Here is an 11,680-nt window from a genome sequence, read left to right as displayed (position 1 = left end):
CTCGGCGAGTGGGCCGCCTCGGGCCGCCGGGCCGGCGCCCGCGCCGGGGACGAGGCGGTGCTCGTCCTCAGCGAACTCGTCACCAACGCCGTCGTTCACGCCGGCACCGACGTCGAGATCGACTGCCGGCTGGAGGAGCCGAGAGAGGGAACGGGGCCGGGGCCGGCGTACGACATCGTCGTCGAGGTCTCCGACCGGCATCCTTCACGGACCCTGCGGGACGGGGACCGGGAGTACGAACAAGCCGAGTACGGACGGGGGTTGAGGCTCGTCACCGCGCTGGCCATGGAGTGGGGGGTGACGTACCGCAGGGACGGGAAGACGGTGTGGGCGCGGATCGGGGAGACCGAGGGGTGCGGGGAGTGCGGTGAGGACGGGTGCGGGACGTGTGAGGCGCTCGCCCACGGACCCGTCTCCGTCCTCGGACCCCTTCCCGCCCTCGGACTCGCCGTCGCGCTCGCCCCGCAGCCCCAGAGCGGACAGAACGAGCAGGACTGGCTGGGGCGCGGGGCGCTCTCCTTCCTCGCCGAGGCGTCCGACCTGCTCGCCGGGCAGCTCGACGAGGACCTCGTCGCCTCCCTCACCGGACAGCTCCTCGTGCCGAGGGTCGCCGACTGGTGCGCCGTCTGGCTGGACGACGAGACCATCGGGGCCGGGACGCGGCTCGCCCGGGTGTGGCACGGCAGCGAAGGGTGCCTGGAGGCGCTGAAGCGGGAGCTGGCGGAGATGCCGCCGAAACCCCCCGATACCGGCCGGCCCGTCGGTACCCAGCCCTACGACCACCCCTGGCCCGCCCAGGCCCTCGGCACGCCCGGCACCGCCCTCGCGTACCGGCTCGTCGCCGGGGGACGGCATCTCGGCACCCTCGTCATCGGGCGCTGCGGGCACCAGCGGTTCCCCGACGAGGTCACCGGGCTCGTCGAGGACCTCAGCCGGCGCGTCGCCCTCGCGATCGGCGCCGCCCGGCAGTACGCGCGCCAGGTCACCATCAGCTCCGTGCTCCAGCGCGGGCTGCTGCCCGGCGCCGTCGCCGAGATCCCCGGGGTGCGCAGCGCGCTCGTCTACGAACCCCGGGAGAAGGGCGGGCCCAGCGGCGACTTCTACGACCTCTTCCCCGCCGGGGACGGACGCTGGTGCTTCGCCGTCGGGGACGTCCAGGGGAAGGGGCCCGAGGCCGCCGTCGTCATCGGGCTCGCCCGGCCGTGGCTGCGGCTGCTGGCCCGTGAGGGGTACGGGGTGGCGGACGTCCTCGACCGGCTGAACCAACTGCTCCTCGACGACGCGACGGAGGCGGCGGACGCGGCGGCCCGCGCGTACGTCGGCCCGGTGGGGCCCGGCGAGGGGCCCCAGACGCGGTTCCTGTCGCTCCTCTACGGCGAGCTGATCCCCTACGCGGGGGGTGTACGGGTCGTCCTCGCCTCCGCCGGGCATCCGCTGCCGCTGCTGCTGCGGCCCGACGGCAGCGTGTGCACGGCGGCGCAGCCCCAGACGCTCATCGGGGTCGTGGAGGACGCCACGTACCGCAGCGAGGAGGTGTACCTGCTGCCCGGGGACAGCCTCCTGTGCGTCACCGACGGGGTCACCGAACGGCGGGACGGGGGACGGCAGTTCGACGACGGGGACGGGCTGGCGATCGCGCTCGCGGGGTGCGCGGGGTACGACGCGGAGCTGATCGCGGAGCGGATCCGGGATCTGGTGCACGAGTTCGGGTCGAGGCCGCCGGAGGACGATCTCGCGTTGCTGGTGCTCCAGGCCGAGTAGCTCTCGGGTACTACGGGGGTGAGGGGCCGGGCCGGGTAGCTCTCGGGTACTACGGGGTGCGGGACAATGGGGGCATGCCTTCCGTACTTCCCGACGGTGAACCCGTCCCCGCAGACGGTGCGCTGCCCGCCGCCGCGCTCGCCGGGGCCGGGGACCGGCCGCTCGGCTTCTACCTGCACGTCCCGTACTGCGCCACGCGCTGCGGGTACTGCGACTTCAACACGTACACCGCGACCGAGCTGCGGGGTACGGGAGGGGTGCTGGCGTCCCGGGACAACTACGCGGACACCCTGATCGACGAGATCCGGCTCGCGCGCAAGGTGCTCGGGGACGACCCCCGGGAGGTGCGGACCGTGTTCGTCGGCGGGGGGACGCCGACGCTGCTGGCCGCCGGGGACCTCGTCCGGATGCTCGGCGCGATCCGCGACGAGTTCGGGCTGGCCGCCGACGCGGAGGTCACCACCGAGGCGAACCCCGAGACCGTCGACCCCGCCTATCTCGCCGCGCTGCGGGAGGGCGGGTTCAACCGGGTGTCCTTCGGGATGCAGAGCGCGCGCCCGCATGTGCTGAAGATCCTCGACCGCACGCACACCCCCGGGCGGCCCGAGGCGTGCGTCGCCGAGGCGCGTGGCGCCGGGTTCGAGCACGTCAACCTCGACCTGATCTACGGCACCCCCGGTGAGTCCGACGACGACTGGCGGGCCTCCCTCGACGCGGCCCTCGGCGCCGGGCCCGACCACGTCAGCGCGTACGCCCTCATCGTCGAGGAGGGCACCCAGCTCGCCCGGCGGATCCGGCGCGGTGAGGTCCCCATGACCGACGACGACGTCCACGCGGACCGGTACCTCATCACCGAGTCCGTGCTGTCGGGCGCCGGGTTCTCCTGGTACGAGGTCTCCAACTGGGCCACCTCCGACGCCGCCCGCTGCCTGCACAACGAGCTGTACTGGCGGGGCGCGGACTGGTGGGGGGCCGGTCCCGGCGCCCACTCCCACGTGGGGGGCGTGCGGTGGTGGAACGTGAAACACCCCGGCGCGTACGCGGGGGCGCTGGCCGAGGGGCGTTCGCCGGGGGCGGGGCGTGAGGTGCTCTCCGAGGAGGACCGCCGCGTCGAACGGATCCTGCTGGAACTGCGGCTGCGGGAGGGGGTGCCGCTGGGGCTGCTGCGGGAGGCGGGGGCCGCTGCCGCACGCCGGGCGCTGAGCGAGGGGCTGCTGGAGGAGGGGGCGTACGGCGCGGGGAGCGCTGTGCTGACGTTGAAGGGGCGGTTGCTGGCGGATGCGGTCGTCAGGGATCTGGTGGACTGATCACTCGGGGGAGTGAATCGGTGCGGAACGTAGGTTCGGTGCCTAACCTGGTTCGTAGGGTTCTGCCGACAGACAGCGCGGCGGAGATGGAGGGTCACGGAGATGACCGCTGTGGATGATCGCCGGGTGCACGAGACCTTCGAGAACCTGGAGGTTCCCGAGGGCTACAAGGCAGAGCTCATCTGGGGGGACATCGTGATGATGACCGGGCCGGACAAGGTCCACAACCGCATCGTGCAGGCTGTGCAGGACCAGATCCCGTCCGACCGATGGGACCGGCTCCAGACACAGGACGTGGCCATTCCGGAGGAGAACAGCGAGCCGCAGCCGGACCTCGTCATTCTGGAGCTCGGCGCCGACGACAGTCCGGGACGGCTCGTGCCCGCAGCGGCCTTGACCCTCGTGGTGGAGGTCGTGTCCAAGACCAGTGCCCACCGCGACTATGTGCAGAAGCGGTCGATCTACGCTGCCGGCGGTGTCCCCGCGTATCTGATCATCGACCCCTTCGAGGCCAGGTGTCTGGTGCTGTCGGAGCCGTCCGGGCGGGGGATGTCGGCCGACTACCAGTCGGAACGGACGCGGAAGTTCGGTGACCCGGTGCCGTTGCCTTGGTTGGGCATCGAACTGGACACGAGCAGGTTCGGTACCTTGCAGCGACCCGGCACTATGCGGTGACGAAATCGATCAGCTCCTCCACCCTCCCCAACAACTCCGGCTCCAGGTCCTTGTAAGACGTCACCCGCTTCAGAATCGCCTGCCACACCGCCCCGGTGTTCTCCGACGGCCAGCCCAACGCCCGGCACACCCCCGTCTTCCAGTCCTGCCCATGAGGCACGCGGGGCCACGCGGAGATGCCCAGGGACGACGGCTTCACCGCCTCCCAGATGTCGATGTACGGGTGGCCCACCACGAGGGCGTGGTCGCTGGTGACCGCCTGCGCGATGCGCCACTCCTTCGTGCCGGGGACGAGGTGGTCGACGAGGATGCCGAGGCGGGCGTCCGGGCCGGGGGCGAAGGTGTCGACGATCGCGGGGAGGTCGTCCACGCCCTCCAGGTACTCCACGACGACACCCTCGATGCGCAGGTCGTCGCCCCAGACCTTCTCGACCAGCTCGGCGTCGTGGCGGCCCTCCACGTAGATGCGGCCGGCTCGGGCCACGCGCGCGCGGGCGCCGGGGACGGCGACGGAGCCGGAGGCGGTGCGGGCGGGTTGCGTGGACGCCTGCGCCGAGGGCCTGACCAGCGTCACCACGCGGCCCTCCAGGAGGAACCCACGGGGTTCCATCGGAAAGACGCGGTGTTTGCCGAAGCGGTCCTCCAGCGTGACCGTGCCCGCCTCGCAGCGGATCACCGCACCGCAGAAACCGGTGCCGGGTTCCTCGACGACGAGGCCGGGGTCGGCCGGGATCTCCGGGGCGGGGGCCTGCTTCTTCTTCCAGGGAGGGGTCAGGTCGGGCGAGTACTGGCGCATTCGGATGACGATAGGAGAAGTACGCGGGAGCGGTCCCGCCTTCACCCGTGCGACACGCCGAAGCGTTCGCGCAGAGCGTCACGCTGCCGCCGCACGAACTCCGCGTCCACGACCGCCCCGTGACCGGGCACGTACAGCGCGTCCTGCCCACCCAGCTCCAGCAGCACGTCCAGCACCTCCGGCCACCGCCCCGGCACCGCGTCCGACCCCGCCTGCGGCTCGCCGGACTCCTCGACGAGGTCGCCGCAGAAGAGGATGGGAGGGGAGTCGGGGGTGCCGGGGACGAGGACGACGAGGTCGTCGGGGGAGTGGGCGGGGCCGAGACGGGCGAGGAGGATCTTGCTGGGGGCGCTCTCCCCCAGCACCAGCGTCAACCTGTCCCTCACCACGTGATCCGGCGTGATCAGCGCGGCCGTCGCCTCCTCGGCCAGGTGGCGGGCCAGGCCGTTGCGTACGGCGTCGTCGGTCAGCTCGGCGGCGTCGTAGGCGGCGCTCGCCGCGTAGACCGCCGCCCCCGGGAAGGCCGCCGCGCCGAGGACGTGGTCGAAGTGGGCGTGGGTGAGGGCGAGATGGGTCACATTGACGCCGGTGAGGTGGGTGGCCTCCGTGTGGAGGCGGGTGCCCTCCGGGAGGCTGGAGCCCGCGTCGATCATGAGGGTGGCGCCGGGGGCCGTCACCAGTCCCACCGTGCAGTCCCATCCGGGGAGGCGGATCCGTCCGGCCCGATCCGACAGGCGCTCCCAGCCGAGCTCTTCCCAAGTCACCGTCATACAGAGACGCTAGCTGTACCAACCGGCGGCGGGACGACCTTGCCCCCGTGGTACACGATCGCCGTACACTGGCAGTCGTCAGGGGAGAGTGCCAGGGACGGACATCTGGAGGTGTGCGCGGTGCTGAGTGAACGCAGGCTTCAGGTGCTGCGCGCGATCGTCCAGGACTATGTCGGGACCGAGGAGCCGGTGGGCTCGAAGGCGCTCACCGAGCGGCACAACCTCGGGGTCTCCCCGGCGACCGTGCGCAACGACATGGCCGTGCTGGAGGACGAGGGGTTCATCCACCAGCCGCACACCAGCGCCGGCCGCATCCCCACCGACAAGGGCTACCGCCTGTTCGTCGACAGGCTGGCCGGCGTCAAGCCGATGACGGCGCCGGAACGCCGCGCGATCCACCACTTCCTGGACGGCGCGGTCGACCTGGACGACGTGGTGGCCCGCACGGTACGGCTGCTCGCGCAGCTCACCCGTCAGGTCGCCGTCGTCCAGTACCCCTCCCTCACCCGCTCCACCGTCCGGCACGTCGAGCTGCTGGCGCTCGCGCCCGCGCGGCTGATGCTCGTGCTGATCACGGACACGGGCCGGGTGGAGCAGCGGATGATCGACTGCCCGGCGCCGTTCGGGGAGTCGTCGCTGGCGGACCTGCGCGCGCGGCTCAACAGCCGGGTCGCGGGCCGCCGCTTCAGTGACGTGCCCCCGCTCGTCGAGGACCTCCCGGAGGCTTTCGAGCGAGAAGACCGGGGTACGGTCTCGACGGTGCTCTCCACTCTCCTGGAGACGCTCGTCGAGGAGAACGAGGAGCGGCTGATGATCGGCGGAACAGCCAATCTCACCCGCTTCGGACATGACTTTCCCCTCACCATCCGGCCCGTCCTGGAGGCCCTTGAGGAGCAGGTCGTGCTCCTCAAGTTGCTTGGCGAGGCGGGAGATTCGGGCATGACCGTGCGCATCGGGCACGAGAACGCCTACGAGGGACTCAACTCCACGTCCGTCGTGTCGGTCGGTTACGGTTCGGGCGGCGAGGCAGTCGCCAAGCTCGGCGTGGTCGGACCGACCCGCATGGACTACCCGGGAACGATGGGAGCGGTACGCGCAGTGGCGAGGTACGTCGGACAGATCCTGGCGGAGTCGTAAGTGGCGACGGATTACTACGCCGTCCTCGGCGTGCGCCGTGACGCGTCGCAGGATGAGATCAAGAAGGCGTTCCGTCGGCTTGCGCGCGAGCTGCACCCGGACGTCAACCCGGACCCGAAGACCCAGGAGCGGTTCAAGGAGATCAACGCCGCTTACGAGGTCCTCTCCGACCCGCAGAAGAAGCAGGTCTACGACCTCGGCGGCGACCCGCTCTCGCAGAGCGGCGGCGGCGCGGGCGGCTTCGGCGCGGGCGGTTTCGGCAACTTCTCGGACATCATGGACGCGTTCTTCGGGACGGCGTCCCAGCGCGGCCCGCGCTCACGCACGCGGCGCGGCCAGGACGCGATGATCCGCCTGGAGATCGACCTCGACGAAGCCGCGTTCGGCACGACCAAGGACATCCAGGTCGACACGGCCATCGTCTGCAACACGTGCAGCGGCGAGGGGGCCGCGCCCGGCACCACCGCGCAGACGTGTGACATGTGCCGCGGCCGGGGTGAGGTCTCGCAGGTCACCCGGTCCTTCCTGGGCCAGGTCATGACGTCCCGGCCGTGCCCCCAGTGCCAGGGCTTCGGGACGGTCGTCCCGACGCCGTGTCCCGAGTGCGCCGGCGACGGCCGCATCCGCTCCCGGCGGACGCTGACGGTCAAGATCCCGGCCGGCGTCGACAACGGCACGCGCATCCAGCTCGCCGGCGAGGGCGAGGTCGGGCCCGGTGGCGGTCCCGCCGGTGACCTCTACGTCGAGATCCACGAACTCCCGCACGCCATGTTCCAGCGCCGGGGCGACGACCTGCACTGCACGGTCACCATCCCGATGACCGCCGGCGCCCTCGGCACGAAGGTGCCGCTGGAGACGCTGGACGGCCTGGAGGAGGTCGACATCCGGCCGGGCACCCAGTCGGGCCAGTCGATCCCGCTGCACGGACGCGGTGTCACCCACCTGCGAGGCGGCGGGCGCGGCGACCTCATCGTTCACGTCGAGGTCCAGACACCCATGAAGCTGGACCCGGAGCAGGAGCGGCTGCTGCGCGAGCTGGCGAAGCTGCGGGGGGAGGAACGGCCCACGGGGCAGTTCCAGCCTGGGCAGCAGGGGTTGTTCTCGCGGTTGAAGGACGCGTTCAACGGACGCTGAGGTGTTTTGCCGGCGTTGATCCTGTTGGCATGTGCCAAACGTGGGGTCGGTTCGGACTTGTTCGGGGGACGTGACAACATGCGGTCATGTCCTCCGAACTGACCGATCTCTTCCCTCTCCCGATCGTGCAGGCCCCCATGGCGGGCGGGGTCTCCGTGCCGAGGCTGGCCGCGGCCGTGTCCGAGGCGGGGGGTCTCGGGTTCCTTGCCGCCGGGTACAAGACGGCCGACGGCATGTACGAGGAGATCAAGCAGGTCCGGGGCCAGACCTCGCGCCCGTTCGGGGTGAACCTCTTCCTCCCGCAGCCCGAGTACGCCGAGGCGGGCGCGGTGGAGCTGTACGCGAACCAGCTCGCCGGCGAGTCCACCTGGTACGAGACGGAGCTGGGCGACCCCGAGAGCGGCCGGGACGACGGCTTCGAGGCGAAACTCGCCGTCCTCCTCGACAACCCCGTACCCGTGGTCTCGTTCCACTTCGGTACCCCTCACCCTGAGGTACTGGAGCGGCTGCGGCGGGCCGGGACGCTCACCCTCGTCACCGCGACCTCCCCGGAGGAGGCCGTCGCCGTGGAGCGCGCCGGCGCCGACGCGGTGATCGTGCAGGGCGTCGAGGCGGGCGGTCACCAGGGCACGCACCGCGACAACCCGGAGAACGACCGTGCGGGCGTCGGCCTGCTCGCGCTGCTCACCCAGATCCGCGAGGCGGTCTCACTGCCGCTGGTCGCGGCGGGCGGCATCATGCGGGGCGGCCAGATCGCCGCGGTCATGGCGGCCGGCGCGTGCGCCGCCCAGCTCGGCACCGCGTTCCTCGCGACGCCGGAGTCGGGGGCCGCGGCCGTCCACAAGCAGGCGCTCACCAACCCCCTGTTCGCGCGCACGGAGTTGACCCGCGCGTTCTCGGGACGGCCCGCCCGGGGCCTGGTCAACCGGTTCCTGCGCGAGCACGGCCCGTACGCCCCCGCCGCCTACCCGGAGATCCACCACCTGACGTCGCCGCTGCGCAAGGCCGCCGCGAAGGCCGGGGACGCGCAGGGCATGGCGCTGTGGGCGGGACAGGGGCACCGGATGGCACGGGAGCTGCCCGCCGGGGACCTCGTCGAGCTGCTCGCCGCCGAACTGGACGCCGCGCGCACCGCGTTGGCCGAGACGGCACCGCTGCCGGACGACGCGCCGACCGCCGACGGGGGCGTGGCCTGATGACCGCGCCGGTCTTCGTGGTCGAGCAACTCGCGGGCGCCGGACCGGAGTTCGTCCTCGACGGGCCCGAGGGACGGCACGCCGTCTCCGTGAAGCGGCTCCAGGCGGGCGAGGAAGTCGTCCTCACCGACGGGGCCGGGCGGTGGGCCGAGGGGTCCGTCGTCGCCGCCGAGGGCAAGGACCGGCTGACGGTCCGTCTCTCCGGCGTCACCGAGGAGCCTCTCCCCGCGCCGCGTCTCACCGTCGTCCAGGCTCTTCCCAAAGGCGACCGGGGGGAGTTGGCCGTCGAGACGATGACCGAGGTCGGGGTCGACGCGATCGTGCCGTGGGCCGCCTCGCGCTGCATCACGCAGTGGAAGGGCGAGCGCGGGCAGAAGGCGCTCGCCAAGTGGCGTGCCACCGCACGGGAGTCGGGGAAGCAGTCGCGCCGGGTGCGGTTCCCCGAGGTCGCCGACCTGGCGACCGGCAAACAGGCCGCCGCGCTGCTCGCGGGCGCGGATCTCGCCGTCGTGCTGCACGAGGACCGGGAGTACGGCAGCGCGCCCCTCGCGACGCTCGAACTGCCCTCCGCCGGGGAGATCGTGCTCGTCGTGGGGCCCGAAGGGGGCGTCTCTCCCGAGGAGTTGGCGCTGTTCGAGGAGGCGGGGGCGGTGACCTGCCGGCTGGGCCGGAGCGTGCTGCGGACATCGACCGCGGGGACGGCCGCCGCCGCACTGGTACTGGGACGAACCGGCCGCTGGGCCTAGGGGGTCGCCGTGGAACTCGCTCAAGTGCGGCTGCTCGTCACCGACTTCGCCGCCTGCTACCACTTCTACGCCGAAGTCCTCGGCCTCAAGCCGCAGTCGGGCGCCCGAGGCGGCCCGTACGAGAAGTTCAGCCCCGTCACCGGATCCGCCGGGATCGCGTTGCAGGACCGGGCGATGATGGCCCAGTTGCTCGGTGAGCTGAACGACGAGTGCACCGGGCACCGGTCGCTGGTCGCGCTGCGGGTGGACGACCTGGACGCGTACTGCGCGGAGATCACCGGGCGGGGAGCCGTCCTCGTGCACGGCCCCGCCCCGCTGGGCGAGCGGATGCGGGTCGCCCATCTCAAGGATCCCGAGGGGAACTTGGTGGAACTCCAGGAGTGGCTGCTGCTGCGCGGCTGAGGCCGGGGTGGGGGCCGGGGTCGGGGTCAACGGTGCTCGTCCGGAACATGCCTCGCTCCTCCGTCTAGTCCGCGAACGCCCTTACCGCGGACGGGAGATGGAGGTTCAGGTAGTGGTCGTCGGTGCTGACCGAGCCCGAGTGGTCGGTGTAGCCGCTGCCCTGGATCCAGCGCCCGTGCCGTGGACGTGGTGGACCGACCAGCGGTACGTGTGGTCCGTCGTCAGCTTCCTCAGGCGCATGACCCCTATCCTCGCGGGTCGGACGGTGGCACGCTGCTTGTTTATGTGGGTGGTGCGCGTGGCCGGGCTTGCGGGAGCGGTGGGGGTGCTCGTGGGCGGGCTGGTGGCGTGCGATCCCGGGGGGATCGGGGCGACGGGGGTGGCGAACACGACGGGGGCGGTCGCCAAGGCGGAGATGCAGCGGCGGGGGGTGGCTGTGCGGTGGATCAACTGCACCGGACAGTACACGAGTTCCTCCCAGGCGCCGGACGCGCCGGTCGGCGGGGAGCTGAACCTCGTCTCCGTGGACTGCGCCGGGAAGACCGAGGACGGCAAGGACGTCACCGTCACCGGACGGGTGACACGGGCCGTCGAAGGGGCCTGTGTGCGGGGGGACTTGAGCGCGGATGTGGGGGAGCGGCAGGTGTTCCGGGTGAGCGGGCTCGGGGAGTGCGTGTCGCCCTCGCCGGTGGTGTCGCCGAGCGCCGGAGGGTGACCGAGGCGGTGCGGTGCGACGGCGATCGGGGCCGCCGTCCCGACAAGTGATCCGAAACCGGTGTCTGTACGGGCGTTCCCTGCATAGGGTGACCGGGTGACCCAGCCCGCTGCGTATCTCCGGTTCCCGCACCTGCACGGCGACTCGGTGGCCTTCACCGCCGAGGACGACGTCTGGCTCGCACCCCTGGACGGCGGCCGTGCCTGGCGGGTGAGCGCCGACAACACGCCCGTCACGGCCCCCCGGATATCCCCCGACGGCACGACGGTCGCCTGGACCTCGACGCGGGACGGCGCCCGGGAGGTCCTCGTCGCACCGGCCGAGGGAGGACCGTCAACTCGCCTTACATACTGGGGGAGTTCGACCACCCGCGTGTGCGGCTGGACGCCCGACGGGCGCGTCCTCGTCGTCTCCACCCACGACCAGGCGTCCCGCTCCCGCAGCTGGGCCCGCGCCGTCCCCCTCGACGGCGGACCGGCGACGACCCTGCCCTACGGCCTCGTCGACGACCTCGCGCTCGACGGCCCGCACCCCGTCCTCCTCTCCGTCCGCCACGGCCGCGAGGCGGCGCACTGGAAGCGCTACCGGGGCGGCACGGCGGGCAAACTGTGGATCGACCGGGGCGGAGAGGGCGAATTCGTCCGGCTGCACGAGGAGTTGGACGGCAACCTGGAGTCCCCGGTGTGGGTGGGGGACCGCATCGCGTTCCTGTCCGACCACGAAGGGACCGGCGCCGCCTACTCCTCGGCGGCCGACGGCTCCGATCTGCGCCGGCACACACCTCTGGACGGCTTCTACGCCCGCCAGTTGACCGGCGACGGCACCCGCCTGGTGTACGCGTCGGCCGGTGAACTGTGGCTCCTCGACGACCTCGACGGCGCCGAACCCCGCCTGCTGGACATCAAGTTGGGCGGCCAGCGCATGGACCGACTCTGAGAGCGGCCATCCCCTCGCCGCCCTGCTGATCTCTTCGGGCCGGCCGGACTGCCGGGAACGGCTCAACGCGCAGCTGCACCACGACTACGTGCAGGCTCTGGAACA

The 11,680-nt window shown here is 72.0% G+C and carries 11 protein-coding genes and 1 pseudogene; 10 read left to right on the top strand and 2 right to left on the bottom strand.

Translation table 11 applies throughout. The features are described from left to right. The first annotated feature begins 57 nt into the window (after window positions 1–57). The 3 genes from ACVNF4_RS25005 to ACVNF4_RS24995 all read left to right on the top strand — a co-directional run bounded on the left by ACVNF4_RS25005 (window position 58) and on the right by ACVNF4_RS24995 (window position 3,743). Window positions 58–1,761 carry a SpoIIE family protein phosphatase gene (locus ACVNF4_RS25005; protein ID WP_461805123.1) on the top strand — a complete coding sequence of 568 codons (1,704 nt, stop codon included), beginning with the start codon at window positions 58–60 and terminating at the stop codon, window positions 1,759–1,761. A gap of 74 nt (window positions 1,762–1,835) precedes the next feature. Further along, a complete protein-coding gene (hemW, locus tag ACVNF4_RS25000; protein WP_461805122.1) occupies window positions 1,836–3,068 on the top strand; it encodes a radical SAM family heme chaperone HemW in 1,233 nt (410 codons plus the stop codon). Window positions 3,069–3,170: 102 nt separating this feature from the next. Next, window positions 3,171–3,743, top strand: a complete 573-nt coding sequence (locus tag ACVNF4_RS24995) for a Uma2 family endonuclease (RefSeq protein WP_461805121.1) — start codon at window positions 3,171–3,173, stop codon at window positions 3,741–3,743. On the opposite strand, the gene ACVNF4_RS24990 is transcribed toward ACVNF4_RS24995, so the two are convergent. Together ACVNF4_RS24990 and ACVNF4_RS24985 are read right to left on the bottom strand one after the other, a co-directional pair. Next, the gene (locus ACVNF4_RS24990) at window positions 3,733–4,539 is read right to left on the bottom strand and encodes a DUF3097 domain-containing protein (RefSeq protein WP_461805120.1); all 807 of its coding nucleotides are present in this window, start codon (window positions 4,537–4,539) and stop codon (window positions 3,733–3,735) included. The two genes, ACVNF4_RS24995 and ACVNF4_RS24990, sit on opposite strands and share 11 nt — an antisense overlap. Before the next feature lie 41 nt (window positions 4,540–4,580). Then, window positions 4,581–5,309, bottom strand: a complete 729-nt coding sequence (locus ACVNF4_RS24985) for an MBL fold metallo-hydrolase (RefSeq protein ID WP_461805119.1) — start codon at window positions 5,307–5,309, stop codon at window positions 4,581–4,583. Window positions 5,310–5,429: 120 nt separating this feature from the next. Between ACVNF4_RS24985 and hrcA the strand changes: the two genes are divergently transcribed. From hrcA to ACVNF4_RS24950, 7 genes and pseudogenes are all read left to right on the top strand, one after another. Next, the gene (gene hrcA / locus ACVNF4_RS24980) at window positions 5,430–6,446 is read left to right on the top strand and encodes a heat-inducible transcriptional repressor HrcA (protein WP_461805118.1); all 1,017 of its coding nucleotides are present in this window, start codon (window positions 5,430–5,432) and stop codon (window positions 6,444–6,446) included. Next, entirely contained in the window at window positions 6,447–7,580 is a 1,134-nt protein-coding gene (dnaJ, locus tag ACVNF4_RS24975) for a molecular chaperone DnaJ (protein ID WP_461805117.1), read from the top strand. A gap of 86 nt (window positions 7,581–7,666) precedes the next feature. Then, window positions 7,667–8,776: a nitronate monooxygenase gene (locus tag ACVNF4_RS24970; RefSeq protein ID WP_461805116.1), complete on the top strand. Its 1,110-nt coding sequence runs from the start codon at window positions 7,667–7,669 to the stop codon at window positions 8,774–8,776. Then, window positions 8,776–9,522 carry a 16S rRNA (uracil(1498)-N(3))-methyltransferase gene (locus ACVNF4_RS24965; RefSeq protein ID WP_461805115.1) on the top strand — a complete coding sequence of 249 codons (747 nt, stop codon included), beginning with the start codon at window positions 8,776–8,778 and terminating at the stop codon, window positions 9,520–9,522. Before ACVNF4_RS24970 ends, ACVNF4_RS24965 begins: the two co-directional genes overlap by 1 nt. 9 nt (window positions 9,523–9,531) lie before the next feature. Then, entirely contained in the window at window positions 9,532–9,924 is a 393-nt protein-coding gene (locus ACVNF4_RS24960; protein WP_461805114.1) for a VOC family protein, read from the top strand. Between the two features lie 298 nt (window positions 9,925–10,222). Beyond that, window positions 10,223–10,639 (top strand): hypothetical protein, encoded by a 417-nt coding sequence (locus tag ACVNF4_RS24955; protein ID WP_461805113.1) that lies wholly within the window; start codon window positions 10,223–10,225, stop codon window positions 10,637–10,639. A gap of 96 nt (window positions 10,640–10,735) precedes the next feature. Then, window positions 10,736–11,566 (top strand): annotated as a pseudogene (locus ACVNF4_RS24950) (peptidase S41); the annotation flags it as partial. Window positions 11,567–11,680 lie beyond the last annotated feature (114 nt).

The sequence above is a fragment of the Streptomyces sp. S6 genome, from assembly GCF_054880855.1.
This window is presented reverse-complemented; position numbering and strand designations above follow the sequence as displayed.

What these genes read in the sequence shown, in the direction of transcription:
- ACVNF4_RS24990 (WP_461805120.1), bottom strand. Translation starts at nt 4,539, where the DNA reads ATGCGCCAGTACTCGCCCGACCTGACCCCTCCCTGGAAGAAGAAGCAG.
- hemW (WP_461805122.1), top strand. Translation starts at nt 1,836, where the DNA reads ATGCCTTCCGTACTTCCCGACGGTGAACCCGTCCCCGCAGACGGTGCG.
- ACVNF4_RS24995 (WP_461805121.1), top strand. Translation starts at nt 3,171, where the DNA reads ATGACCGCTGTGGATGATCGCCGGGTGCACGAGACCTTCGAGAACCTG.
- ACVNF4_RS24970 (WP_461805116.1), top strand. Translation starts at nt 7,667, where the DNA reads ATGTCCTCCGAACTGACCGATCTCTTCCCTCTCCCGATCGTGCAGGCC.
- ACVNF4_RS24985 (WP_461805119.1), bottom strand. Translation starts at nt 5,309, where the DNA reads ATGACGGTGACTTGGGAAGAGCTCGGCTGGGAGCGCCTGTCGGATCGG.
- ACVNF4_RS24965 (WP_461805115.1), top strand. Translation starts at nt 8,776, where the DNA reads ATGACCGCGCCGGTCTTCGTGGTCGAGCAACTCGCGGGCGCCGGACCG.